A 25,184-nucleotide genomic window follows, 5' to 3' on the forward strand; every position below is an offset into this window, starting at 1 on the left:
TCTATGACGCACAGGAGTGTGCGCGCGAGTGCTTCCACAGCACGACGCTTCACACCGCCGCTGGCAGTCGGGGCCGCGGTCGCGGCCGCCACCGGCCTGCTGGGGCTCGGGCTGTCGGCACCGGCTTTTGCTGCCGAGAACACCGTCGACGACGCTGTCTTCCAATGGTCGGTCAACGACGAGTCCACCGGCGGTTCCTACTTCGGTGGATGCAACTTCCTGACGGCTGGCGTTGCCGGGGACGCAACGATGGCACGAATCTGGACGGCCAATGACAGTGGAACGCTGTATAAGGTCGACGGATCAGGGAAATTCGTCGATGAGAACACATCCATCGTCAAAACCAACGGAGAGCTGTCGACCTTCGATGACCGCTGCAAGACCGGCGAGGGCACAGTCGTCAACGGCAAGGTCAATGCTGAAGCCGCGGACAACCACACCGGTGACCACGTCGAAATCAAGAACGGCACGGGCACAATTGATCCCGATGCCGACAATGCGTCGATCCAGTGGGAGGGCTCCTGGAGCTTCGCCTACTACGGCGGCATGACCTACTGGACCATCTCTGACCCCAAGCTCGAGGTCAAGGACGGCAAGGGCACGATCACCGGGACCTACTCCGGCTACGGTGCGGACATGGACGACCTCAGCGTCTGGAAGAAGCTCGATCCCCGCGAAGGCGATGTCGTCGAGATTCAGAACGGATCCGTCGACGTCACCGAGGATGGGTTCGAATTCACCCCCGACTACCTCGGCGTGGAAACTACGACCGATGGTCGTAATCTCCAGGCTCCGAAGTCTGCCGAGAACGAGTCTTGGTGGGGCGCCATGCCTCAGGACTGGATCGACTTCAATATTGAGACCGGCCAGGACTCCTACTGGTACACGACCGCAGGTGCCGCCACCTCGATCCAGCCGCGCAAAAAGACCAATCCGGTCACGGTGGAATACACCGCCCAAGCTCCGGCCCCGGATGTCTCGACCTCGCACTCGGTGAAGTCGGTGGACGCCGAGGAGGGTCTGACCGTCAACGTCAAGGGTGAGGGCTACGACAATCTGCCGAACTCCAGCCTCGGGACTCCGGCCGCCGGCGCATACGCTGCGGTCGTCGATCGCGAGCTGGCCAGCGACGATATCAATGCGGGCAACACCGCCGGCGTGCAATACGTGCGTCCAACGCAGATCACCGACGGCAAGATCGATGTTGATGTCCTCGCCGAGACGGCTGATCTCGATGAAGCAAAGGACTACGACCTCGTCACCTGGGTCGCTCACGGGTTGGCTCAGGGCGACGCACTGCTCTACCGCGCACCCATCGAACTGAGCCACGAGCAGAAGGAAGCCCTCTTCCCCAGCGAAGACACGGATGAGGCAGAGGCCGACTCCGACACCGGCGCCGAGGGCGACGAAGCGAACAGCGAAACCGACACCGAAGGTGCAGCCGACGGTGCCGAGTCTGACGAGGACGGATCGGCCGACGGTGCGGAGGCTGACGACAAGGGCGCTGCCGACGGAGCCAAAGGCGACGAAGACGGAGCCGAGGCTGAAGCTGAGACCGACTCCGAAGGTACCGCTGACGGCGCCGAAGCTGACGACAAGGGTACCGCCGACGGTGCGGAGGCTGACGACAAGGGCGCTGCCGACGGAGCCGAGGCTGAAGCTGAGACCGACTCCGAAGGTACCGCTGACGGCGCCGAAGCTGACGACAAGGGTACCGCCGACGGTGCAGAGGCTGACTCAAAAGGCTCGGCCGACGGCAGCGATTCCGATGGATCCGACGATGGCGGAGTCGAAACACCCGCGAAGCCTGAGATCGGCGACCAGACAGTTGGCGAGAACGGCGAGATCACGGGTAAGGCCGCACCGAACGCCGAGGTGACTCTCGCGTGGACCCCGGACACGGCCGAGAACCAGGCAGCTCAGACTCAGGTTAAGACACAGGCCACAGCGTCCGAGGACGAGGTTCCATCTGAAGGCACAGTGACCGTCACGGCCGACGCTGAAGGCTACTTCACCGCCAAGGCCCCGAGTGCCGCAGGCACGTACGCCTACACCGCAGCCGCAACGGTCGAGGGCGTTCCCTCGGACACTGCAGAGTTCACCGTCACAGTGAATGCTGCAGCCGATGACGACGCTGCCGCCGGATCAGCCGCTGGCGGAGCCGAAGGTTCGACCGACGGCACCGGAGCAGATGCCGCCGGATCAGCCGACGGCACCGCCGATGCCGCTGAGGGTTCAGCCGATGGATCCAACGCCGGCGCAGGGTCGGGTACCGAGGGCTCCTCGTCTGCGGACTCCGGTTTCGAGGGCTCCGCTGGCGGATCGAACCTGCCGCGCACAGGTACCGAACTGGTCACCCTGCCGATCGCGGCCGGTCTGATCGTCCTCGGTGCAGCATCCGTGATGTTCTCTCGGATGCGCAAACGCTAAACCGAGTTAAAACAAGCAATGTAGTGAACCTGTGAGTTCGTCCCGGTTCGGTGTCTTCTCACCGAACCGGGACGAACTCACACACAGCCATATCATCACGACCCGATCGCTGGATCGTCGATCTCTCAATGAGGAACTATCATGACTGAACCGTTCTCCACTCGCCTCAAGAACAGCACAGCCACCATCCACGACGAGGTTGAACACACCAATTTCGTGGTCGACCTCATGGAAGGTCGGCTGGATGCTGCCGCCTACGCTCTCCTGCTCAAACAGTACGGGACGATCTACGACGCCCTCGAGAGGAAGTCGCGCGAATTCGCCAATGACCCGATCTTCACGCCGTTCCACGACGCGAATCTGTTTCGCTTCGAGCGCATCGTCAACGATCTGTATGAACTCAAGGGTGCCGATCTTCCGATCACCTCCAGCGCGGAAACCTATGCGGCCCGCCTCGAACAGATCGAAAAGCCCGAGCAGCTCATCGCTCAGCACTACACCCGCTACCTCGGCGACTTGTCGGGCGGACAAGCCATCGGAGCTCTGATGGGCAGGCACTACGCCCTGCCGGCAAGCTCTCTGACGATTTGGGACTTCGCCGCTCTCGGCAAAACAAAGCCTTACAAGGACTCATACCGTCTGCACCTCAACGAGATCACAAGCACAGGTGGCGATGAGCAGACGGTTCTCGACGAGACGATGACCGCGTTCAAGCTCAACGGACACCTCCTCGCCGAGCTGACGCCCATGACCGAGCGCCCGGCAACCACAGTCGAGGAGTAGTTTTCGCCGTTAATCCGTTTCTAATGGCATGTCGAATGGAATACGACGCAACGAGAAGGACCCTAGCCGAGCTGGCATTCTCAGGAGGTGCATGCGACCAGTTGGAGCGTTGGACCAGGCGTCTAAGGTCCGGGAAGGATCTACTCCTGCGGTCGAAAAACGTGATGGATGCCGCGGTCGGAGAATCGAATATCGAGCTTCCTTTAGCGCGCCCCGTTATGCCCGAACAAGTCAAACGTCGTAGTAGACACACTGTACCCGGCGCTCAAGAATACGAGTCATTGTTCGCGAGCGAAGATCACGGAGAAGTCCCGGTCGTCGAAGTCATTGCTCGGGCAGGTCTTGAAAGCATTCGGGCTCAAAATCCATCTTGGGCAAGGGGCCAATCATTCCAATGATTCACTGATTGCTGAGAAGGTTCAGGGACTTGGTTGACTCCATGACCTGGCCTTCAGCAACCCTATCGTTCAGACCTTAGAAGGATCGACCACTCAGTATATAACACTGACATAAAGATTTCGGCCGACGAACCGGAAGAAGGCGAAACAAGGGTGAACTGGGACCGACAGGCACTAAAGACCGCAGAACAAATTCACCCGAACACCGACTTCGACGTTTTGAGACACTCATACTCGCTCTCGGTTGTGCGCGAGCGCAAACGGGAAGCTTTCGTCGAGGGTGCACGATGGCAACGAAGCAAGCTCCGAAGCGATGAGACAGTCGAGCGCGTTCGAGCGTTCCTCCACGCTGAGACTTCCCGCGAACTGGTCAACGCGTTGCTTATGGGGCCCTGAGGCGGTCAAACGGCACAGGCTGCTGGCCCGCCAGTGGTCGGTGGCGGGATGATATGGCGTTGCCAATGAGTGCTCGAGCGTGCCAGGGCCAGACAACGAACAGTCTCTCCAGGAAGCTGATAATCAAGGTCTCCTCGTTTCTCGTCTCTCAACCGAACATGGTCTGGCCCCGGGATATTTCCCCGGGGCCAGTAGGGGAAGCCGTGGGCGGGCCCGCATCGTTTTCACCGTCATTGTGGCGTCACTGCCGCGCATCATGCGTCGAGCACACAGGTAGGAAGAACGGCGGGCGCGACCACACGACTCCATAGGCCTACATAAATACGGAAGCTTCTCAACTCCATTCGTCGGTGGTGTCAGCGTCCTCAAACCGGGGAGGAGAACGCTGACATGGGACTATTCTGTGGGCGGCAACTTGGCATGCCGGGAGACCGGGCGACTGGAAGAACGGCCTCGGGTTGGAGCGCCTGAAGACCCGGCACCCGCAACCAACTGTGACCCGTGGTTGGTCGGTTGCGTGCTGACTTGTGTCGAGTTCCCGCAGGCCGGGGTCGCCGAGAACGATCGCCCAGAACGCAGCATCGATACCCAGCTGGCCATCTGGCGCATACGTGTTCTGCATGACAACACACCACCTACGGTCACTATGCGCTGATGGCCGCCGGTTCAGCAGAACCCGAGTTGATGGTGATCTTGCGGGGCTTCGCCGACTCCGCGACGGGAATACTGAGTGTGAGCACGCCGGCGTCATAGTCCGCCGTGATAGTGCTGGTATCGAGGTTGTCGCCGAGGACAAGCTGACGGCTGAAGGTTCCACGGGGCCGCTCGGCGGCGACTGAAGACTCCCCGTGGTCGGGGGCGGGCCGTTCGGCTTTGACGGTGACGACGTTGTTCTCAACGTCGAGGTCGATGTTGTCAGGATCGATTCCTGGTAGGTCGAGTTCGACGCGGAAGGTGTCGCCGTCGCGCCAGGCGTCCATGGGCATCATTACGGGGCGGGCAGTTGTGCCGGTGGCTGCGAAGATTTCTCTGCTCAGGCGTTCGACTTCTCGGAATGGGTCAGTGCGCATCATGATCATTGGTGAAACCTCCTTTTCTGGATGGTGGATTCATGTAGATGATATGATCTACATCATCTGATGCACATACATATAGTCGATCTGAGCGATACTGTCAATCGTCGGAAGGAAAGATTTTGGGAGACGCTGAAAAGGCGATATCAGCCCCTGGTGGGCTCATGTTCACGATCTCGACTGTTGCTGAGCTGACAGGGGTGGGCGTGCAGTCATTGCGGCAGTATGAGGCTCGTGGGCTGGTGACGCCGGCCCGGAGCCAGGGTGGGACGCGGCGGTTCAGTCGCGGTGATATTGTTCGATTGCGGCGTGTGCGCGAGCTGGTTGACGTGGGTGCGAATCTCGCTAGCATCGGAATCATCCTCGACCTCCAGGATGAGAACACCTCGCTTCGGTACGAATTGAGGAGGAAGCAATGATGACGGAAGACAACCGGCCCGGTGTGGAAGTACCAGAGTCTGACTGGAACGAACAGGTCATTGATGCCACAGAGGTCGATGCCGATCGTCTCGATGCATTGGCCCCGTTACCTTTTAAGTAGCCCCAACATCCGTCAGGATAGAAGGGGTCGATTGCCTAAAAGCCCCGGCATGATTCATGCCCCCAGTCATCATGATCCAGAAGTGTTGTCACCGGGAGTCGAAGGCACCAGGGAAATCGCTCATAGGGGCCAGAACCACTGGCAGAGCACATGCCTTGAGCCCGACCGTAACGTGGATGCCGAACCTCGGAGCCCGACCTGTATCACCGGCCAGCCGAACCACTCATATCGAAGAAGATGAGTGACATGATCGCCAACCACGATGGTTGATACGCATGGCAATGATTCGACGTCCGCGGCGGACAGGAGTCTGTCGTGGGGACCGTGTGGGCCGGCTGCAGCGATCCTGCATGCCCTCGGCACCGTCGTTGCGGTATCTGGTAGCCCAGCGGGCGGCGGTGGGCACCGAGACCTGGAAACGTTCGGCAGTGCGTCGTAGTGGCCACCCATCATCAACGATGCACCGAGCCAAGAGCAGACGTCTTTTGGGTGAGAGTACGGCGTTAGGATGGGAGATGTAGACCTCCGGGTAGATGGGCTCTTAGACAAGCACCACCTCACTCGGGGTTCTACTTCATGTCACGATGCCACGCCGTCTGTCACTAACCTCCATGGTTAATACACCTAGGCTCGGCTGAGCCTCGTCAGGCGCTCTTGTCCAGGGTCGAGCCTGCTGCGAAAGATCATGACTTCTGCTCTCGATCAGGTGTAGAGGTGCGAACTACTTTGGGCACGAAATACCGTGGCACTTTGCACGTCGAGAAGTTCTTAAAGCGCTAAGCGCCCCGGTACGGATGCCGTGTTTCTTCCATATTCAGATCTCTGTATGAACTTCACCAGAGTGGAAGCTGAGTTATCAAGGCTGGCCGAAGAGGTCATTGAGCCAGCCAAAGGGGCCGAGTTCCTAGTCGCTTTTGGCCATGAGTGCCGCTCCGTCAACAAGGAGTTCCTGCCAGACACGGTCTAGTACATCGGCCGAGGACGCGATATAGAACAGAGGCATCGGTCATATCGTAATGCCTCTCTAATGGATAGTGGCTGGCCCGGTGTTGGCCGACTAGGTTGGTGAACGACGCCAGGTATAACTGCTCGGTCTTCTCGCGTGAGAGCACCAGCAGCCAGTCCTGGATCCTGGCGATTTCGGCAGCGATCTTCGCCGGGTTGAGACTATCCCGATACGCCGTCATCTCCTCCACCTGCTTCGATGACAGGACACGGCATCAAGGAGCCTGTCGAAGGGTGTGCGCGGGGCGTCGTAGACCCGTTTACGTCGCCCGTTGCGCGTGGAGGAGTATCCGGTGGGTTTGATCGTGGGCATCAGATAGTTCACCCGATCATTGACCAGGCGCAAGAGTCGGTTGAGTGCGCGTCTCTCCAGGTCAGTGGCGTAGCGGTAGTAGAACCCGTAGCGGCGGACGACGTGGTTGTTCTTCGACTCGATCGTGGCCTGATCATTCTTCTTATATGGAGGCGACCTGGTGAAGTAGATGCCCTGTGATCCGGCCCATTCGATGACGTATTGGACGTATTGATTGAGGAACTCCGACCCGTTATCGAAGTCCAGGCCAGTGATCTGGAACGGAACCTCACGCGCTGCGGTCTTCAGCCCAGCCAGGATGTTCGTGTGGGCGTTGTTGCGTACGATGCGGGTGTAGGTCCATCCGGTGTGGAAGTCGGTGAGGTTGAGCGTACGCGCGAATTCTCCGGACTAGACGGGCTCGCAGTGGGCGACGGTATCGCCTTCGAAGAAGCCAGGTTCGTCTTCGGCCTCGTCACCGGCCCGCCGGTTCGTGATCGCTGAACGCAGCAGCGTGCCAGGCTTCGTCGTTGAGTGCCCGCCGATGGCGTCTTTGGCCCGTGTGGGCGGCAGGTACCGGTCGATCGTGGCCGGGCTCATCGCCAGTAATTCCTTACGCACCGTCTTGGAGTAGCGGTCCTGGCCGTAGACGAGCTCGGTGTGAGCTTCGAGGAGGTCGAGAAGGATCTGCATCGTCGCATGAAGGTATTTGCCGCATTGGCCGCCGGAGATCGCCCACACGCGTTGGAGGATTTTCACTGCGTCGTAGAAGTATTTCCTGGCCCGAAGTTTCCGCGGCCGTGTGGCGATTGTCTTGCCGGGTCCGGGCGGGTGGTTCGCTGCTTGGGCCAAGCGCCGTCGGGCATTGCCGCGAGTCCAGCCGGTGACGGCGGTGACCTCGTCGAGCACGGCCCCTTTGATCTTCTTCGAGGCCTTCTTGTATTCCCTGGCGTATTTCGGCGGTGATCTCTGTTCGAGTCGCCATCGACAGTTCACTCCACCTAGTGTCCGAGGGTCCACCATTTCGCGGGCAAAAGTATATGAGGCACCTAGGGTGGCTCGCGGGCTGTTTAAACGAGTCTGTTCGTTATACTGCGCATCAGGGTCGAATTCGGTTACGATCAGGGCAAGCCTGATCACTAAACTGGGCCTACTTGTCTATCTCAGTTTGAGAGAAGGCCCAACCTGAATCTGAACATATTGAAGTAGGCCGCGATTATGCACATGCAATCTCACGCACAACTTGCTGCTTCACTGCGAACGCGGGTGACGATGATCGCCTGCCTCATCCCTCTGGTCGCCCTCACCATCGTCGGCCTTTTCGCCTTATGGCCCGGAGGAGCCCAGGAAACACTGCCAACTGATGACCCGACAGCACAGATGGACAAAGGCGCCAAGCACACAGTTGCAACGGTAACAGCTGTAGATTCCTCGGCGTGCGAGCCTGATACAACCGATCCAGCGCAGCTGGCAGACTGCACCACTTTCCAGGCCGAAGCAGACGGGGACACGGGCAGCCTCTACGTCACCCCCGACGCATTCCAAGCCGGAGTCAATGCCGGTGACGAAGTAAAAGTCATCGATTTCTCCAATTCGCCAGATAAGGCAAATACGGGTACCGATTACATCTTCATAGACTACGACCGAGACGTGCCTATTCTGGCTCTGGCAATCATCTACGGAATCGTCGTGCTCGCAGTAGCCGGACTTCGAGGCTTTCGTGCGATTCTCGGTCTGGGATTCGCCGGACTCGTGCTATTGGCCTTCATGTTCCCGGCAATTCTCGGCGGGAAGCCTCCCGTGCTCGTGGCGATGGTCTCAGCCAGTGCCATCATGATGATCGCCCTCTACTTGGCCCACGGGATCTCAACCCGAACAACCACAGCAATGTTCGGCACAATATTAGGAATCATCCTCACAGGTGTCTTGGGCGCCTGGATGACATCGTGGGCGAATTTGGGCATCGCTTATACAGAAGACGGGTTCATCCTCGCTGACTCCACAAACCTCGCTATGGACGATCTCATCGTCTGTGCGATCCTGATCACCGGGCTGGGCGTGCTCAACGACGTCACCATCACCCAAGTTTCAGCGGTATGGGAACTGGCAGCAGTCGCCCCCGACCTCCGCGGCCGACACCTATTTGCACGGGCAATGCGCATTGGCCGCGATCACATCGCCTCGACGGTATACACGATCACATTCGCCTACGCAGGCTCGGCGCTCATGACACTTCTCATCTTCTCTGCCAATGATCAGTCGTTTTTCGAAACGCTGACTTTAGGAGAGATGTCTATTGAAGTGGTCAGCATCCTCGTGTGCTCGATCGGTCTCGTCATTGCCATCCCGCTGACCACGGCCCTGGGAGTTCTCGTCGTGAGACCCGGGGCTCAGCGTCCCAGCAGATCCACGTTTGCAAGCCAACGAACAGCTGCTCGTCACTAGTTGTCAAGAGTTACGCGTAACCAATGTATATAGTGATCTGTGCAAAGCAGTTGGTATCTCTCCAGCGACAGCTCTTCTCAACGTCTAAATCAAGCCTGGCACTGTCAGAAAAATGATCGTCGAGAATCCGCAACGAGCCCCTGCTCATTCCCGGCCCAAGGCGGATTAGCCTTCAACGGATTGCTGTGGCATTCGACGGAGAGCCGACACCGCCGACGAGGTTGAGCGGCTTGACCACGCACATCGCATCCCACCGTCCGGTGGTGATCGAATCGGCGAGCAGAGACTTGATATTCCACAGCTCACCCCGAGGCACCCAAGCGTGGCGATGAGTTCCTGATGCATCATCCCCCTGCCTTCGGGAGCCGATTCGAAGAAGTCACTGTCAGAGGCGCCGGGCGGGACTTCGACGGCGAAGGTGTCCATGGCGAACACGGCCACCCGATGATCCCCGATCCATTCGGCCCGGGAGCGCTTCTGCCGGAAACCGCTCGCTCGGCGCCCCGAGCGGACGTCGTCACGAACCTCGATGGACGCCCCCTGCTGGCAGCACGCCTCGTCCAGACGCCCCGTCTCGAGGATCGGCCCCTCTCGGTGCTCGAGTGGTCGCCCCGCCTCGGCGAAGAGTCCCAGCGAAGTCGAGCCGGACTCGCCGGCCGACGACGGGCTGCTGCGCCCACTCCTGGATTCCGAGATCCGGAATACCGACGGCGATCCTCTCATTGGCGACCCCGTTGTAGAACCCGTGCCTGGATGCCCGACGATGCCGCAGCCCGTCGTCCTGCGAGGTCGCCTGGAAGAAGAACTCATGGAGAAAATCGTCGCGCGACTCGGGGTGTGCCTGGAGGATCTCGTGCTCGGATACCTTCCGCGCCCTGGCCATCGGCGGGTCGATGGGCTCGATGGGGTCGAGGACATTATCGAGATTGAACACTGCTCCACTGCTCACTGACCTCGCTGCGGTCCGCACCTCCTCGGCGCCGGCGAATACGCCCCACGAGGATCCTTCCGGAGTGTTCGCCGCCAGCTCGGCGTACCGCGGATACTCGCGAGTCACTGGTAGGTCCTACCTTACGGAAATAGTTGAGGGCGAGGGCCAGCAGTCCGACCACGGAGGACGTACCGAACGCATAAGGTCCGACCGCCTCGACGACGTCGATGGCCGCCATTCCCTCGCAGTAACGATGAGGACGATCTGGCACACGATGATCACCGCCCCGCCGAGGAGGAAGAGCACTGTCGAGGCGGCGAAGAGATGCGAGAACACCGCTTGGACGCGGCCGCTTTTCTGATCCGTCGAATCATTCATTCTCCGATTCCTTTCTTGACGTCTCGAAACTCACACCGGGAGGAATTCGAGAACGATGAGTGTGCCGATACCCAGCGGCGGAACACAGTAGTACTTGAGCAGAGGGGTGAACGTCTTGCGCGGGTTAACATCGGCAATGCCCGCGCTGGCCATGGTCATCACCGTCACCGGTCCGATCGCCGCCATCGTGGCACTCGCAGTCAGAGGCATCGCGATGAGGATGATGATTACGTCGATGGCGATCGCCATCAGCCACTTAGGCACATCAACGTAGGACAGCAGCGACTCGAGCTCAGTGGCCAGTCCGATCTCCCAGAGCAGATTCGACTCTGAGGAGGCGGCGAAGATCGTGATTCCCCTGACGCCGAATCTTCGATGAGCCAACACCATCCGAAGACCGACTTCGCCAGGGACTTCCGGCCGAGGATGCGTACGAAAACGATCATCAGCACGGGAATTTAGGTGAGCAGGCTGACCACGTCCGGCATCGCCAGCGGTGTCGGATCGAGGACGGTGCCGTCGCCGAGTGTCTTGCCCGGCGCGGGCTGAGCGCTGACTCCGGTGGCGTGTGCGAGGAAGCCTGCGAGCGGGCCGAACGACAGGAGCAGGGACCAAGATCGGGACCAGCAGCAGAATTGTCGTCCACCCCTGGGATGCGTTCATGCGGATGGGCCGCCGATCCTCGGGCGCAACCGATCATATCTTGTATTTGCGCACGATCGAAAACGCGACGATCAGACGATAGACGAGCGCCCACGGCCCGGCGAAGAACAGCGGCTTGACGATCTCTTGAGATTCCATCGATCCCTGGGCGACGAGTCCGCCGACGAGGATGAACATCGTCCCGGAGAAGGGGAAGCTGACACCGAACCCGGCCAGCCCCGAGGCGACTATGGCCGCGATCTCGGGCTTGACCCCTGACTTCTTCATCCACGGGATCGTGATCGACCCGACCGCAGCGGTGATGACGGCACCGATGTGGGCGATAGCCCCGAAGATGGCCCCGGCGATAGTGGTCGTGTAGAGATGGCCGCCGCGGAAACGACCAAGCAGCGAGTTGAGCAGATCGACGAGCTTCGTGAACACCGGCGTGCGCTCGAGCAAGTCGGAGACGAAGACGAAGACCAGCGTGGCGAACATGACCTTCTCGATGAGAGCGCCAAAGATCGAAGTCCAGATCATCGTCATCACCGAGTTCTCGCCAGCAGACCCGGCGAACAAGGCGCGCGTGAGTCATAGCGGGGCCTCTGGCGCCAGACTCTCGTTCTCCCATAATCGCATTCATATGGCGGCAATCGATGCATGTTTCTACACCGTCAGCGGAACCGGATCAATACGGCGTTCTGCGATCCGAATTTGAAGCCCGCACCTCGGCACAACTGGTGATTGCTACCGATTCACATGGATTGATCAGCGCCGATGCTCATCGATGCTTTCAGAATGAGTCACAGTCGCCTGGTCTAGTGGAGCCAGGCCATGACCATTCGAGAGTCGAGTGGGTCTCGGGTCATGGTTCGCCGCGGTCGTCGGCGGTAAGACGGTGTTCCAGGTGCCTGAGTAGGTGGGTGCACTTCCGGACCGCGTCGAGGTCGTCGCCCAGGACAACGGTGAGCTCCTGTGCCCAGGCGGCGCGGAGCACCAGGAGGTTGGACGCCGCACGATCGGTCGGACACACGGCGATGCCGCTGCCGTCGACGGCGGCTCGGGAAACCATCCCCTTGCCCTCGAGGTTTCGTAGCGCCGTGCTCACGTTGGTGCGCTGCAGGCGGGCGCGGCGGGCGATCTCACTCGGTGCAGCCCCTGGGTACAAGTCGACGATCCGCATAACCTGCCGCTCGGTCTCGGTCAGCGACACAACCTGCGGGCCTTCCGGAGTCCGGGCACGAACCAGCCGACCGACGTTGAGAATGAGATCAGCGAGATCGGCGAGCTGGCCACCGGCGTCCCCGCCGACGGGTTCTTTTATGTCTCGGGGCATGGCACTATACTACCGAGTTATGACAACATAATTCCATGTCCATAACTCATGGAGACGCGCAAGATCCGCGGAAGGTCACGAAGACGGCAGGTATCGACAGCCCGAAGCCGATGAGCCTGGGGCGCCGGATGCGGTTGGCCCTGCTGCTCGGCTCGCTGAGCGCTTTCGGTGCACTGACGATCGACATGTACCTACCCGCCATGCCAAGCATGGCCCACCAGCTGCACACCAGTGCTCCGCTGGTTCAAATGAGCCTTACGGCGTTCGTCCGTCGGCCTGGCCCTCTTTCAAGTAGTCGTGGGTCCGTTGTCGGACGCTTGGGGGCGCCGCCGCCTGCTGCTTGCCGGGATGGCGCTGTACATGGCGGGGTCGCTGTGGTGCGCGCTTGCGCCCACCGTTGGCTACCTGATCGCCGGCCGGATACTGCAGTCGCTGGGTGCGGCTGCAGGCACTGTCCTGGCGCGGGCCATCGTGCGGGATCTGTTCTCCGGCAGCGCCATGACCCGGTTCTTCTCCACCCTCATGGTCGTCAACGGCGTCGCACCGGTCGTGGCACCCGTCATCGGCGGCCAACTGCTGACGCTCACCACCTGGCGGGCGGTGTTCCTAGCGCTCGCGGCCGTCGGCGCCATCTTGCTACTTGCGGTCGTCTTCGCACTGCCCGAGTCGCTGCCGCACGTCAATCGGGCGCCGGCCCACCTGTGCACGACGTTACGGACCTTCCGATCGTTGGTTACCGACCTCCTCTACCTGCGGTACGTGCTCGCCGCAGCGCTGATGTTCGCCGCCGTGTTCGCATACATCTCCGGATCGTCGTTCGTCCTGCAAGACACCTACGGGCTCACAGCACAGCAGTTCAGCATCGTCTTCGGCCTCAATGGACTGGGCATCGTGCTGCTCGGGCAAGTCAGCGCCTGGCTCGTCGGCCGCGCCGTCGACGAGCACACCCTGCTGCGTGTCAGCCTGATCGTGGCCACCCTCGGCTCCGCCGGCGTCCTTACCTGCGCCCTGCTGGGCCTCCCACTACCGCTGCTGCTGACCTGCCTTTTCCTGGCGGTGTCCATGCTGGGCATCGTGCTGGCTAATGCCACATCCCTGGCTCTGAGCGACCACGGCTCCGCTGCCGGAGCCGCCTCCTCCCTGCAGGGACTACTGCAATTCCTCGTCGGCGGCCTCGCCGCCTCCGCCATGAGCTTGCCCGGCCAAGTAACCGCAGTCGCCATGGGTACAACCATGACGATCTGTGCCTCAGCCGCGCTAACCGTTGTCTATCCCCGCCGCAGCTGAGAGTCTTGCTTATTCTCGCGGTTCCAGCGCCAGTTGTGGGAGCGTCCGGGCGCTAGGTGTATGAGGCCAGGACATTGTTGACAGCAACGGGAACGGCGGATGCTGGTGGTTGTGCGCCGTGTGGCCGGTGGTAGTTGTAGTGCATGTTCCAGACCACGAGCCCGTCTGAGCGTTCTTGCCCTGAGTGCCAGGCGCGGACGTAGAGGAACTCCTCAGCGAGGATGCGGTTGTAGCGCTCAACTTTCCCGTTGTGGCGCGGCGTGTAGGGCGTGATCCGCTGGTGCCACGTTGGGGACATGGCCTCGGCGAAGACCTTCGATCGGTAGCACGCGCCGTTATCGGTGACGATCCGCTCGATCGTGGTGATGCCGTGCGCGGCGAACCAGTTCTTTGCGCGTTCGAGGAACCCGGCAGCGGTCGCGCCCTTTTCGTCGTCGAGGGCTTCGATAGAGGCGAGCCGGGTGTGCCCACCGGTTGCAGAGTGAAGGTAGACGTATCCGCGTCGGGTGCCGTGCTTCTTCGCTGTCTCGCCCGTGGACGCGTCAGCCGCCGCCGTCGGGGATGCGTCCGACCTTCTTCACATCGATGTGAACCATATGGCCGGGTCGTTCGGCGACGATCTCTTGAGGCTCGCGGTTCGACTCGCCATCCAGATCGATGTATCTGCACCGATTGAGGCCGAGTTGGAGCAGGATGCGAGAGATCGTGCGACGGCTGATATTGAAGCCACCGAGCGCGAGCTCGAACTCGACCCGCGCCGCTGACCATTTGTGTTCGCGGCACATCCACTCGGCCCTCGCGACCACCGAAGGATCTGTTGCAGTTGGTTGGCGCAGCGGCGTTGACGAGCGATCCATGAGCCCGAGGTCGCCGAATCGCTTATAACGATTGACCCACTTCGATGCAGCTGCTCGAGAGATGCCCGTCTCAGAGGCGAGGTGAGCGATCGGGCGGGTGCGGCAACGATCGACCAGGCGACGACGCCCTTCGACTGTCAACGGTGCATTGCGATGAGTCATAGCGCGGTGCGAGCCGTCTGTATCTACCGACGGTTCTTCGCCACTTCAAGCGCGAAGACGGTGATGACGGCGATCACCAGGACGGCGATAGGCGCGACATAGTGAGACGCGCCGTGTTCGTCGGGTAGGACGAGATTCCAAAGCATCGGCCCCTGGCCGATGAGTACTCCGACCAACGGGATCACGCCCAGCAGGATCCCCGCAAACACGGCGAACCCCTGCGCGATCTCTAAGTTCTTCGCGTTCATAGCCGACCCCTCTCACCTGTTGCAATGCGTTCGCATTGTCATGCCGAGACTATATGACAATGCGATCGCATTGCAATATGATGGCCCCGTGCCGAAGATCGTGAACGTTGAGGAGCACCGGGCGCGGATCGCGGCCGCCGTGTGGCGCGTCATCGCCGCCCGAGGACTCGACGCCGTGTCACTGCGATCCGTCGCTGTCGAGGCCAAGGTGTCGATGGGGCAGGTGCAGCACTACTACTCGTTGAAAAACGACCTGCTGTTCGCTGGGGTCGAGCACTCCTACCTGCTGATCGAGCAGCACCTCGAACAACTGCTCGCCGAGGCAGAGGGCTCGCCGCGCGAAGTGATGCTGGCGATCCTGACCGTACTTCTCGGCGAGGAAGCGGTAGTGCGAGACGCAATCCGCGTCAATGTCGCGTTCGCTGCCCGAACCCAGAACGAGCCTCGCATCCATGACCTCCTGACATCCGGCGACGACGAGATCATCGGCCTCTGCACGCACGTCCTCGCCCAGGCGCAACGAGACGGCCATCTGAATGCCGACCTCGACCCCGTGGCCGAAGCCCGACTCTTGTTCGGCCTGGCCACAGGACTCGGGACACAAGTCGCGGTCTATGGTGGCAGCTCAGCTCAGGCGCTCGATGTCTTCACTTATCACCTGCGCAGGCTGGGCATCAGTCCGTAGGAGACCAAGCCAGCCTCAACAGTCAATAACGTCCTGGCCAGCAACAACTAGCTGCCGTTGAGGATACTGCCGAGGAATGCTGACGCGTCATCCGACTGAGCAGCCGCACCAGGATCCACCGGTTCATTGTTGTCACCCCAGATTCCGTTGAGAGCCTGCAGCGTCTCGAAATCGGCACCCGGACGAAGGTGCGAGTACCTGTTGAGCGTGATCGTTGTATCGGTGTGCCCGAGGCGCTGAGCGACCTTAATGGGGTCGACACCGGCTGCTACCAAGACGCTGGCGTGATAGTGGCGGAATGAGTGGCAGCGAATAGTTGAATTGACGTCGACGTCTTTTCGCTCCACTGTCGGGATGAGGTACTTCGCGGTGAAGCCGAGGTAGCTCATTTTGCCTCCGCGCTTCATCGTGAACATGTGATCGTCGAGTGAGCGCAGCTTCACGTGGTTGACCAGGGCTTCTGCAAGGTCATCGTCGAGAGCGATGTCGCGATCGGCTGCAGGCGTCTTCGGCGGTCCAGGGTGGCGACCTTTACCTGTGCCTTTCATCGCTTTCGACACACGAATGTAGGTCACGCCGTTGCGGTGGTAGAGGTCCGAGCACAGAAGCGCTTCACTCTCCGACCAACGCAGGCCGGTACCTGCCAGAGTGCGAATGAGAAGCGAGAAGTGAGGGTCGATCGCTTTCATGATGACATCGATGTCGCGCTGAGCAATGATGGGCGGCTCTGTCTTGATCAGAGTCGGCAGTCTTACGCCGGTGCAGGGGTTGGCCTGAACGCGGCGATCTTGGACAGCCAAGTTGAATGCGGCCGAGACGATGGTGAAGATATTGCGAATGGTCTTCGGCGAGAGTTTCTTCGCCAACAGTGTCTTCACGTACTTGCGCAGGTCTTTTGCTTCAACGCTCGCTGCCGACTTCCAACCGATCTCATTCGTGATGTGGTTGCGTTGAAGCGCCTGATAGTCCTTGAGCGTTCGTGAGTCACCACGCGATTGAAAGGCAATGTATTCGGTGACGAGATCTTCGATAGTTTCGTCTTTAGACTGAGCCGCGTTCCACCGGCGTCCGGCTTCGATGACGTCAGAACCAGTCTCATCGAGCATGGTCTTCCACATTCGAGCTTCAGCTTCGGTATCGAATGTCATCGACGCCTTGTCCCGAGAACCAGGCTTACGCCAATCGACGCGCCACTTGTTTGCCTTCGTCGTGGAGTACTTTCGGATGCTTGCCATGCCCCGATCATACGGGTTTCATGCGGCCAAAATTCGGATCCATGCGGCCAAATCACCTTCTCGGTGACGTTTGCCCTGGTGAGAGGGCTAAAACTTGGAGGGGATGACGGGAATCGAACCCGCACCATCAGTTTGGAAGACTGAGGCTCTACCATTGAGCTACATCCCCGTGTTGCGTTAACGACTATAGTCGACATCCGCACCGGCCGCCAAATTGACCGAAGATGAGCTGAGTCACACCGCCTGCCGCGACTTCACGTGCCGCCTGTGACCTGCATCCCATTCGCGTTGAGGAGCCGAATCGATGTGCATCTTGACCCCTGCCTGTGGTTAGATTGTCTACGTCGCGGGATGTGGCGCAGCTTGGTAGCGCATCTGTTTTGGGAACAGAGGGTCGCAGGTTCAAATCCTGTCATCCCGACGATAGTGAAGCCGTTCGGACTGAATGTCCGGGCGGCTTTCTTCGTATCCATGGCCCACTACTGACTCGTGCTGAACTCGCTCTCATGATGATCTCGCCTCCCATCTTTCGTCAGTACAGGGGACAATGGGAAGGCAGGCTCGCAGATTGCCGAGGCCGAAAGGTGCGCCGCCGATGCCGACCCGAGAACACGACAGACCACTCCTCCACAAGGTGCCACCATGCACGGGTCCGCACCACCTCGCGGCACAGTTCGGAGACCGCCCTGCTGCCACCGCTCGTAGACGCGCCGCTATGGCGATGACACTCATGCTGGCGCTGAGCGGCTGCGGCTCCGATCAAGGCGATACGCCCCACGCAGATTCGCCTTCAGCTAGCTCAGCGGCTCCCTCTTCGCAGAACGGCAACGGGGCCGATGACGATAGCCGCCTCGATGCAGAATCGGAGGTTGTGGCCCAGAATCTAGAGGCCCCATGGTCGATTGCCTTCTATGAGGAGACAGCTCTGGTCAGTGAACGGGATTCCGCTCGTATCCTCGAAATCGACTCTCAGCGCCCCGCAGACGTCCGGGAGGCCGCCACGGTTGCAGGCGTCTCCGCCTCGGGTGAGGGTGGTCTCTTGGGACTGAGCGTCCGCGGCGACAGTCTCTATGCCTACTTCACTGCCGAATCGGACAACCGAATCCAGCGCTTTCCGATCACGCGCGGTTCTGATGGGATCGAACTCGGCTCGCCCGAGACGATCGTCGACGGCATCGCCAAGGCCGGATTCCACAACGGTGGGCGCCTGGCTTTCGGCCCGGACGGGATGCTCTATGCAACGGTCGGAGATGCCGGCGACCAGAGTGCTGCACAGGATCGTGAGTCGCTCTCGGGTTCGATCCTGCGAATGAAGCCCGATGGCAGTGTGCCCGAGGATAACCCCTTCGACGATTCCCTCGTCTACTCCTATGGCCACCGCAATCCGCAGGGATTGGCCTGGGACGAGGACGGCACCATGTATGCCAGCGAGTTCGGCCAGGACACCTGGGACGAACTCAACATCATCGAGGGCGGCGGCAACTACGGTTGGCCGGAGATCGAAGGGATCTCAGAGGGCGGCGCCGATGACGATGATTTCATCGATCCGATTCAGCAGTGGAGCCCCGACCAGGCCAGCCCGAGTGGAATCGCCATCAGCCACGACACAATTCTCATCGCCAACCTTCGCGGTCAGGTCCTGCGGACCGTGCCATCAGCGGATGTCGCCAAGTCCGAAGTTTCCTACTCCGGTGAGTTCGGTCGCCTGCGTGATGTGGTGACGACACCGAGTGGCGAGGTATGGATCCTGACGAACAACACGGACGGGCGCGGCGATCCGGCCGACGGCGACGACCGGATCCTCCGCATTCCATCTGACCTCAGCGCCGGAAGTCGATGACCTGCCGCACAACAGTTCCGCCCGCCAGAGCGTCGAAGGCTTCATTGAGGTCATCGAGGCCGATTGTGTCCGACACCAGCTCCTCGACCGGCAGTTTGCCCTGACGCCACAGATCGGCGTAGACGGGAATGTCACGGCTTGGCACCGCCGAGCCCAGGTAGGAACCGATGACGGTGCGTGCCTCGGCGGTGAGGGTGACCGGGGTGATGTGTGCCTGCGCGTCCGGGGCAGGCAAGCCCACTGTGATGGTCTTCCCGCCGACCGCGGTCGCGGAGAACGCGGTTTCGAAGGCCCGCGGATGGCCGACGCATTCGATGACGATCGGTGCCCGTCGCTGGCCCAGCTGCTCGGGAGTGTAGACCTCGGCAGCGCCCAGTTCCTTTGCCCGGAGCAGTTTGTCCGGATTCGCATCGACGCCGATGACGCCGGCAGTCTCAACGGACAGGGCCGTGATCAGGGCAGCCATCCCGACCCCGCCCAGTCCGACGATCATGACCTCGTCCTCAGGTCCCGGAACTCCCGCGTTGAGGACCGCTCCCCCGCCTGTGAGGACCGCACAGCCGAGCACGGCCGCGATCGATGCGGGAACGTCGGAGGCCACTGGGACGACTGAGGCGCGATTGAGCACAGCGTGGGAGGCGAACACCGACGCACCGAGGTGGTGGAGCACTTCGGCACCCGCATCATCGTGAAGGCGGACCTTATGTCCGTCGAACGGCAAGGTTCCCGTGCCGTTCGTGGCACTGCCCGGAGTGCACGGGAGCTTGCCGTCCGTGAGACAGTTCGCGCATTCGCCGCAGCGCGGCAGGAACACGGTGACGACCTGATCGCCGATCTCCAAGTCATCGACACCTGCACCGAGCTGTTCGACGATTCCTGCGCCTTCGTGCCCGAGCAGCATCGGCAGCGGCCGAGGCCGGTTGCCGTCGACGACGGAGAGATCGGAATGGCAGACACCGGCAGCGCTGAGACGGATGAGAACCTCACCGGGACCGGGCCCGTCGAGTTCGAGGTCCTCGATCGACATCGGCCGAGTCTGAGCGTAAGGGCGCTGGGCACCCATGTCCCGAAGCACGGCTCCACGGATCTTCACAGCATTGCCCCCGTGATCACAGGCCGGCCTTGCCTGTGGCCTCGTACTCGTCCATGATCCGAATCCGACGCTCGTGCCGCTCTTCGCCGGAGAAGGGCTCCGTGAGGAAGGCATCGACGATGGCAATCGACTCAGCCTCCGTGTGCTGTCTGGCGCCCACCGACACGATCTGAGCGTTGTTGTGTTCGCGCGCGAGTTTTGCGGTGTCAGTGTTCCAGGCCAGGGCGGTCCTGGCTCCCTTGACTTTGTTCGCAGCGATCTGCTCTCCGTTGCCGGACCCGCCGATGACGACACCGAGGGCCTCAACACCCGCTGCCTGATCATCGACGACGGCCTGTGCCGCGGCGATGCAGAACGCGGGATAGTCATCGAGTGCGTCGTATTCGAGCGCGCCGTGGTCGATGACCTCGTGACCCGACTCGCCGAGGTGGGCCTTGAGAACCTCTTTGAATTCGAATCCTGCGTGGTCGGTTCCGAGATGAACCTTCATGTGGTCACTCCTTCGAAGTGCCCGGGACCAGATGCCCGGGAAAGACTGTGCGTGTGTTCGTGTGTGCTTCGGGACGTGTTTGAGACGCGGTCACAGCCTCAGTCGAAGATCGGACCCTGATTGCGCGTGCGCTTGAGCTCGAAGAAGCCGGGAGTCGAGGCGACAGCGAGAACTCCGTCGAAGAGTCGACCAGCATCCTCGCCCTTCGGCGCCGGAGTGACGACCGGGCCGAAGAAAGCCGTTCCTGCCACACGGCAGATGGGCGTGCCCACATCGTCGCCGACGAGTGCCAGTGCCTCATCATGAGATTCCTGGAGAGCGGCGTCATAGTCGTCGCTCTCGCTGTACTGCATGAGGTCAGCGGGCAGACCGACCTCATCCAGCGCCTCGGCGACGGCTTTGCCGAAGTCCTGCTCGCCGCCTGGGTGAATGCGGGTTCCGATCGCCGTGTAGAGAGACTCGGTGATCTCCTCGCCGTGTTCGGCGATTGCAGCGGTGACGATGCGCATCGGTGCCAGAGCACGATCCATCAGCTCCCGGTAGTCGGCCGGGATGTCCTTGTCGCGGTTGAGGATGTTCAGGCTCATGACATGGAATTTCACTTCGATGTCGCGGACCTTGGCGACCTCCAGGCCCCAGCGCGACGTCATCCATGCCCACGGGCAGGCCGTGTCGAACCACAGGTCAAGTGTTTCTCTGCTCAATTTCACTCCTCATTAGGGTGGGCGCGGGATCCGGCGAAACTCCCGCGATGTCCGAGGCCAATTTATCAAGCCTCGGCACCGATGAGGAATGCGTCCATGAAAGAATGGCGAAGTACACCCGGACCCGAAGCGGAGGTCACCTCAAAGTGCCCCAATACAACCTCACCCGCGAGGAAGCTCGCAGACGTTCATCCCTCGTCGACGTCTCGAGCTACGAGAACACCCTGATTCTCACAGGAGAGGGCGACAGCTTCCGAGTTCGCTCCCGCATCCGCTTCACCGCAACACCCGAGTCAACGACATTCATCGATGCCATCACCGCCAGCGTCGAACGAATCCGACTCAACGGACTCGATCTCGAGGCCTCCGAGGTCGTCTCTGCGTCCCGGATCACTCTGCCGGGCCTCGCCGATGAGAATGAGCTCGTCATCGATGCCCACTTCTACTACATGAACACCGGCGAGGGCCTGCACCGCTTCGTCGATCCCATCGACGATGAGGTCTACCTCTACTCACAGTTCGAGGTTCCCGACGCCAGACGCGTCTTCCCTGTGTTCGAACAGCCCGATCTCAAAGCTTCGTTCTCCTTCACAGTTGTGGCGCCCGCGCGCTGGACGGTCGTGTCGAACTCCCCCACTCCGACTCCCGGTGATCCCAGCGAAGTCTTCACCGAACTCGACGAAGCGCCGGTTGAGGACACCGCAGTCTGGCAGTTCGCCCCGACGACTCCGATCTCCTCCTACATCACTGCGATCGTGGCCGGCCCGTACCGCAGCGTGCATTCCGAGCTCATCTCCTCCGATGGCTCGCCTGTCCCCCTTGGACTGTACTGCCGCGAGTCGCTCTTCGACCATCTCGATGCCGAGAACCTGTTCACCATCACACGGGCCGGATTCGAGTTCTACGAACGTGAGTTCGGGGTGTCCTACCCGTTCGAGAAGTACGATCAGCTCTTCGTCCCGGAGTTCAATGCCGGTGCGATGGAGAACGCCGGCGCCGTGACCATTCTGGAGAACTACGTCTTCCGGTCTCGGCCCACCGAGGCTCTTGTCGAGCGCCGCACCGTGACCGTGCTCCATGAACTGGCGCACATGTGGTTCGGCGATCTGGTCACGATGAAGTGGTGGAACGACCTGTGGCTCAACGAGTCCTTCGCGGAGTTCATGTCGACTTTGGCCACCGCCGAGGCCACCGAGTATACGGAGGCATGGACCACGTTCGCCACGATCGAGAAGTCGTGGGCCTACCGCCAGGATCAGCTCCCGAGCACACACCCGATCGTCGCCAGCATCGAAGACCTCGCAGATGTCGAGGTCAACTTCGACGGCATCACCTACGCCAAGGGTGCCTCGGTGCTCAAACAGTTGGTCGCGTGGGTCGGTCGGGAAGAGTTCTTCTCCGGTCTCAAACGCTATTTCGACAAGCATGCGTGGTCGAACACCGAACTGCCAGACCTCCTCGGCGAGCTCGAGGCGACGAGCGGACGTGACCTCGCCACCTGGTCGAATCTGTGGCTCGAGGAATCCGGTATCAACCTCATCGAGGCCGAGGTCGACACCGAGTCCGACAACGGCGCCGAGGTGGTGACGAAGCTGCGTGTGACCCAGGAGCCTTGGATCATCGAAGGACAGCCGGCTCCGTCGCTGCGTCCGCATCGCCTGGCCATCGGGTTCTACTCCGACGATGGGAATGGCCGACTGGTCCGCACTCACAGTTTCCCGATCGACATCGATTCGGACTCGACCATCGTCGACGAAGCTCGCGGCCTGTCCAAGCCCGACGTCATCATCGTCAATGACGAAGATCTGACCTATGCGAAGGTCCGCTTCGATCGCGAGAGCATGGACGTCGCGGCCGAGCGGCTCGGGGACTTCGACGACTCGCTGACGCAGCTGCTGATCCTCGGGACCCTTTGGGACACGGTGCGCGACGGACAGCGTCCGGCCCAGGACTACATCACCACTGTCCTGGACAACTGTGCGGTCGTGACACATTCCTCGGGACTGCTCTCCCAGATGCGTCAACTCGAAACCGCTGTCGGGGCCTACCTGGCCCCGCAGGCGCGGGCAGAGGCTCACACATCCATCGCCGATCGGTTCGCGCAACTCCTCGACACCGTGCCCGGAGGCACAGACCAGGCGTTCCAATTCGTCCGCGGCTTCATCAAACATGCCTCATCTCAGGCCCAGATCTCCCAACTGCAGTCCTGGTTGGACGCGACCGGGGACACAGTCCACGGGATCACCATCGATACCGATCTCACCTGGGAGATCATCATCGCACTCGCGGCACACGATGCGATCGATGACTCCGCAATCACGGCCATGACCAAGACGGACCCTTCGGCCACCGGGGCACGTCAGGCTGCGACCGCTCGCAGCGCACGCCCCACCTCGGCGGCGAAGTCGAAGGCGTTCATCCGCATTCTCGACGAGGCTGACCTCCCGAACTCGGAACTCGCGGCTCTCGCGCTGGGATTCGCCTCCGGTCTGCAGACGGAGACCGGTGAGATCCTCGTCTCGGAGGAACCACTGCGCGACTTCTCCACCGAGTACTTCCAGCGGGTCTCCGGATGGTGGGAGACGAGGACCCTGGAGATGGCGCAGACCATGACGCTGCGGCTGTTCCCCCCGGTCAGCGAGCACACTGTCAAAGCCACCCGGGAATGGCTGGACGATCACCCCGCGGCCCCTAAAGGTCTAGTTCGCCTGATGCGTGAGAATCTTGCCGATGCCCAGCGAGCTCTGAGCGCTCAGGAAGTGTCCAGCAGTTCCAAGGGCGCATTGACCTTCGGCCGTTAGGCTCGTGGCATCATGACTTTCGATGCACTGAAGACTGACCTCGTGACCGCACCCAAGATCGATTGGGATTTTCTCCTCGATGCTCCGCTGAGGATCGTCATCATCATCATCGGCGCGATCGTGCTCAACGTGGTGATGCGGCTGTTCATCCGACGCTTCTCCACTGCAGTGGCCAAGGGCACCGTGGGCAGCGAGAAGAAGGCGGAGAACAGCAAGTTCTCGAGCTCGGTCATGGAATCCCAGCGGACCGGCATCGAGCCGACTGTGATTCGTGAACGCCGCGCGCAGCGGGCGAAGACCGTGGGTCGGATGCTCTCGTCCGTGGCGACGATCATCATCAGCGTCATCGCGATCCTCATGGTCCTCGACCAGTTGAACTTCAATATCGCACCGATCCTGGCTTCGGCTGGCATCGTCGGTGTGGCATTGGCCTTCGGCGCTCAGGAGCTCGTGAAGGACTACCTGTCCGGGTTCTTCATGGTCATCGAGGATCAATACGGCATCGGCGACACCGTGGACCTGGGCGAAGCCGTCGGCGAGGTCGAGGACTTCGGTCTCCGCAAGACAGCTGTACGTGATCTCACGGGAACCCTGTGGCATGTGCGCAACGGTGAGATCATGCGAGTCGGCAACCTGTCGCAGGGCTGGGCGCGTGCAGTACTCGAGATCCCCGTCAACTACTCCACCTCCATGGACACCTACCGTGAGATCACTGAAACAGTCACCGCTGAAATGGCCAAGGACACGGAGGTCGCCTCCGCAATGCTCGAACTCCCCGAGATCGCCGGCGTCCAGTCTCTCTCTGCCGAGTACAGGGTGATCAGGACGATGATCAAGACGAAGCCCAATCTGCAGTGGATGGTCGAACGTGCCTTCCGGGCGGAACTCACGAATGAGTTCGACAGGCGCGGAATCACCATCCCGATCATTCAGGAGACCGTCCTCAGGACGCTTCCGCGGTCGACTGAGTCGCCTGAGAGCACCATCGACGCCGACGCCGATGACCAGGCTCGGGCCACCCATGTGACGCGGCGAACCAAGGATCACGGACCCTCGCCGCTGCCCAGTGATGACGAGATCCGGTCGACAGCGGATGAAGCCGGAACCGACACCTCAGACAGAGAGAGCTGAA

General features: G+C 61.0%; 22 protein-coding genes, 2 tRNA genes and 2 pseudogenes. 11 read left to right on the plus strand and 15 right to left on the minus strand.

Annotated elements, in window-relative coordinates; all coding sequences use genetic code 11:
• Window positions 1-3 precede the first annotated feature (3 nt).
• Window positions 4-2,430, plus strand: coding sequence for an LPXTG cell wall anchor domain-containing protein (locus FO013_RS14455; RefSeq protein ID WP_143923272.1), 2,427 nt, complete (start codon window positions 4-6; stop codon window positions 2,428-2,430).
• A gap of 141 nt (window positions 2,431-2,571) precedes the next feature.
• Window positions 2,572-3,213 (plus strand): biliverdin-producing heme oxygenase, encoded by a 642-nt coding sequence (locus FO013_RS14460; protein ID WP_143923273.1) that lies wholly within the window; start codon window positions 2,572-2,574, stop codon window positions 3,211-3,213.
• Window positions 3,214-4,651: 1,438 nt separating this feature from the next.
• Here the strand turns inward: FO013_RS14460 and FO013_RS14465 are convergent.
• Complete coding sequence (locus tag FO013_RS14465; RefSeq protein WP_143923373.1) at window positions 4,652-5,083, minus strand: Hsp20/alpha crystallin family protein; 432 nt, start codon at window positions 5,081-5,083, stop codon at window positions 4,652-4,654.
• A 161-nt stretch (window positions 5,084-5,244) separates the two neighbouring features.
• On the opposite strand from FO013_RS14465, the gene FO013_RS14470 reads away from it, so the two are divergent.
• Together FO013_RS14470 and FO013_RS22915 are read left to right on the plus strand one after the other, a co-directional pair.
• A complete protein-coding gene (locus tag FO013_RS14470) occupies window positions 5,245-5,499 on the plus strand; it encodes a MerR family transcriptional regulator (RefSeq protein WP_143923274.1) in 255 nt (84 codons plus the stop codon).
• A complete protein-coding gene (locus FO013_RS22915) occupies window positions 5,496-5,621 on the plus strand; it encodes a hypothetical protein (RefSeq protein WP_260848168.1) in 126 nt (41 codons plus the stop codon). The genes FO013_RS14470 and FO013_RS22915 overlap by 4 nt, the downstream gene beginning before the upstream one ends.
• 259 nt (window positions 5,622-5,880) lie before the next feature.
• Here FO013_RS22915 and FO013_RS14475 read toward each other — a convergent pair.
• Together FO013_RS14475 and FO013_RS22650 are read right to left on the minus strand one after the other, a co-directional pair.
• Window positions 5,881-6,138: pseudogene (locus FO013_RS14475) on the minus strand (leucine zipper domain-containing protein); the annotation flags it as partial.
• 1,191 nt (window positions 6,139-7,329) lie between these two features.
• Window positions 7,330-7,914, minus strand: coding sequence for a hypothetical protein (locus tag FO013_RS22650; RefSeq protein ID WP_222103643.1), 585 nt, complete (start codon window positions 7,912-7,914; stop codon window positions 7,330-7,332).
• 222 nt (window positions 7,915-8,136) lie between these two features.
• Here FO013_RS22650 and FO013_RS14485 point away from each other — a divergent pair, with 222 nt between their 5' ends.
• A complete protein-coding gene (locus FO013_RS14485; RefSeq protein WP_143923275.1) occupies window positions 8,137-9,363 on the plus strand; it encodes a YibE/F family protein in 1,227 nt (408 codons plus the stop codon).
• Window positions 9,364-9,535: 172 nt separating this feature from the next.
• Here FO013_RS14485 and FO013_RS22655 read toward each other — a convergent pair whose 3' ends face one another.
• The 5 genes from FO013_RS22655 to FO013_RS14505 form a co-directional block, all read right to left on the minus strand.
• Window positions 9,536-9,679, minus strand: coding sequence for a hypothetical protein (locus tag FO013_RS22655; protein ID WP_222103644.1), 144 nt, complete (start codon window positions 9,677-9,679; stop codon window positions 9,536-9,538).
• Window positions 9,680-9,880: 201 nt separating this feature from the next.
• Window positions 9,881-10,420, minus strand: coding sequence for a hypothetical protein (locus tag FO013_RS22660; RefSeq protein WP_222103645.1), 540 nt, complete (start codon window positions 10,418-10,420; stop codon window positions 9,881-9,883).
• Window positions 10,421-10,702: 282 nt separating this feature from the next.
• Window positions 10,703-11,056: a hypothetical protein gene (locus FO013_RS14495; protein WP_143923276.1), complete on the minus strand. Its 354-nt coding sequence runs from the start codon at window positions 11,054-11,056 to the stop codon at window positions 10,703-10,705.
• A gap of 312 nt (window positions 11,057-11,368) precedes the next feature.
• Window positions 11,369-11,893, minus strand: coding sequence for a TRAP transporter large permease subunit (locus FO013_RS14500; RefSeq protein WP_395949777.1), 525 nt, complete (start codon window positions 11,891-11,893; stop codon window positions 11,369-11,371).
• Between the two features lie 286 nt (window positions 11,894-12,179).
• Window positions 12,180-12,650 (minus strand): MarR family transcriptional regulator, encoded by a 471-nt coding sequence (locus tag FO013_RS14505; protein WP_143923278.1) that lies wholly within the window; start codon window positions 12,648-12,650, stop codon window positions 12,180-12,182.
• 276 nt (window positions 12,651-12,926) lie between these two features.
• Between FO013_RS14505 and FO013_RS14510 the strand changes: the two genes are divergently transcribed.
• On the plus strand, window positions 12,927-13,937 hold the full coding sequence (locus FO013_RS14510) for a multidrug effflux MFS transporter (protein ID WP_260848178.1): 1,011 nt from the start codon (window positions 12,927-12,929) through the stop codon (window positions 13,935-13,937).
• Between the two features lie 52 nt (window positions 13,938-13,989).
• On the opposite strand, the pseudogene FO013_RS14515 reads toward FO013_RS14510, so the two are convergent.
• Both FO013_RS14515 and FO013_RS22410 read right to left on the minus strand, forming a co-directional pair.
• Window positions 13,990-14,956, minus strand: a pseudogene (locus FO013_RS14515) (IS481 family transposase).
• A gap of 23 nt (window positions 14,957-14,979) precedes the next feature.
• Complete coding sequence (locus tag FO013_RS22410) at window positions 14,980-15,204, minus strand: hypothetical protein (protein WP_186293132.1); 225 nt, start codon at window positions 15,202-15,204, stop codon at window positions 14,980-14,982.
• Window positions 15,205-15,292: 88 nt separating this feature from the next.
• On the opposite strand from FO013_RS22410, the gene FO013_RS14520 reads away from it, so the two are divergent.
• Window positions 15,293-15,889, plus strand: a complete 597-nt coding sequence (locus FO013_RS14520; RefSeq protein ID WP_186293133.1) for a TetR/AcrR family transcriptional regulator — start codon at window positions 15,293-15,295, stop codon at window positions 15,887-15,889.
• 47 nt (window positions 15,890-15,936) lie between these two features.
• Here the strand turns inward: FO013_RS14520 and FO013_RS14525 are convergent, their stop codons facing one another.
• Window positions 15,937-17,124, minus strand: a complete 1,188-nt coding sequence (locus tag FO013_RS14525; RefSeq protein ID WP_143923280.1) for a tyrosine-type recombinase/integrase — start codon at window positions 17,122-17,124, stop codon at window positions 15,937-15,939.
• A gap of 95 nt (window positions 17,125-17,219) precedes the next feature.
• Window positions 17,220-17,293 (minus strand) — tRNA-Gly (locus FO013_RS14530).
• Window positions 17,294-17,471: 178 nt separating this feature from the next.
• Between FO013_RS14530 and FO013_RS14535 the strand changes: the two genes are divergently transcribed.
• Together FO013_RS14535 and FO013_RS14540 are read left to right on the plus strand one after the other, a co-directional pair.
• A tRNA-Pro gene (locus FO013_RS14535) sits at window positions 17,472-17,545 on the plus strand.
• A 294-nt stretch (window positions 17,546-17,839) separates the two neighbouring features.
• Window positions 17,840-18,964 (plus strand): PQQ-dependent sugar dehydrogenase, encoded by a 1,125-nt coding sequence (locus tag FO013_RS14540; protein WP_260848169.1) that lies wholly within the window; start codon window positions 17,840-17,842, stop codon window positions 18,962-18,964.
• Here FO013_RS14540 and FO013_RS14545 read toward each other — a convergent pair.
• From FO013_RS14545 to FO013_RS14555, 3 genes are all read right to left on the minus strand, one after another.
• A complete protein-coding gene (locus FO013_RS14545; protein ID WP_143923282.1) occupies window positions 18,945-20,057 on the minus strand; it encodes an alcohol dehydrogenase catalytic domain-containing protein in 1,113 nt (370 codons plus the stop codon). The two genes, FO013_RS14540 and FO013_RS14545, sit on opposite strands and share 20 nt — an antisense overlap.
• 16 nt (window positions 20,058-20,073) lie before the next feature.
• The gene (locus tag FO013_RS14550) at window positions 20,074-20,547 is read right to left on the minus strand and encodes a ribose-5-phosphate isomerase (protein WP_143923283.1); all 474 of its coding nucleotides are present in this window, start codon (window positions 20,545-20,547) and stop codon (window positions 20,074-20,076) included.
• 98 nt (window positions 20,548-20,645) lie between these two features.
• Complete coding sequence (locus tag FO013_RS14555) at window positions 20,646-21,251, minus strand: mycothiol-dependent nitroreductase Rv2466c family protein (RefSeq protein ID WP_143923284.1); 606 nt, start codon at window positions 21,249-21,251, stop codon at window positions 20,646-20,648.
• A gap of 104 nt (window positions 21,252-21,355) precedes the next feature.
• On the opposite strand from FO013_RS14555, the gene pepN reads away from it, so the two are divergent.
• Window positions 21,356-24,052, plus strand: coding sequence for an aminopeptidase N (gene pepN / locus FO013_RS14560; RefSeq protein WP_143923374.1), 2,697 nt, complete (start codon window positions 21,356-21,358; stop codon window positions 24,050-24,052).
• A 12-nt stretch (window positions 24,053-24,064) separates the two neighbouring features.
• Window positions 24,065-25,183 carry a mechanosensitive ion channel family protein gene (locus FO013_RS14565; protein WP_260848170.1) on the plus strand — a complete coding sequence of 373 codons (1,119 nt, stop codon included), beginning with the start codon at window positions 24,065-24,067 and terminating at the stop codon, window positions 25,181-25,183.
• The last annotated feature ends 1 nt before the right edge of the window (window position 25,184 follow it).

The organism is Brevibacterium aurantiacum, assembly GCF_007558825.1.
Classification (GTDB): Bacteria; Actinomycetota; Actinomycetes; order Actinomycetales; family Brevibacteriaceae; genus Brevibacterium; species Brevibacterium aurantiacum_A.

Coding starts and splice junctions, on each gene's coding strand:
- FO013_RS14455 (WP_143923272.1), top strand. CDS start 4: ATGACGCACAGGAGTGTGCGCGCGAGTGCTTCCACAGCACGACGCTTC.
- FO013_RS14460 (WP_143923273.1), top strand. CDS start 2,572: ATGACTGAACCGTTCTCCACTCGCCTCAAGAACAGCACAGCCACCATC.
- FO013_RS14470 (WP_143923274.1), top strand. CDS start 5,245: ATGTTCACGATCTCGACTGTTGCTGAGCTGACAGGGGTGGGCGTGCAG.
- FO013_RS22915 (WP_260848168.1), top strand. CDS start 5,496: ATGATGACGGAAGACAACCGGCCCGGTGTGGAAGTACCAGAGTCTGAC.
- FO013_RS14485 (WP_143923275.1), top strand. CDS start 8,137: ATGCACATGCAATCTCACGCACAACTTGCTGCTTCACTGCGAACGCGG.
- FO013_RS14505 (WP_143923278.1), bottom strand. CDS start 12,650: ATGCCCCGAGACATAAAAGAACCCGTCGGCGGGGACGCCGGTGGCCAG.
- FO013_RS22410 (WP_186293132.1), bottom strand. CDS start 15,204: ATGAACGCGAAGAACTTAGAGATCGCGCAGGGGTTCGCCGTGTTTGCG.
- FO013_RS14525 (WP_143923280.1), bottom strand. CDS start 17,124: ATGGCAAGCATCCGAAAGTACTCCACGACGAAGGCAAACAAGTGGCGC.
- FO013_RS14540 (WP_260848169.1), top strand. CDS start 17,840: ATGGCGATGACACTCATGCTGGCGCTGAGCGGCTGCGGCTCCGATCAA.
- FO013_RS14550 (WP_143923283.1), bottom strand. CDS start 20,547: ATGAAGGTTCATCTCGGAACCGACCACGCAGGATTCGAATTCAAAGAG.
- pepN (WP_143923374.1), top strand. CDS start 21,356: ATGGCGAAGTACACCCGGACCCGAAGCGGAGGTCACCTCAAAGTGCCC.
- FO013_RS14565 (WP_260848170.1), top strand. CDS start 24,065: ATGACTTTCGATGCACTGAAGACTGACCTCGTGACCGCACCCAAGATC.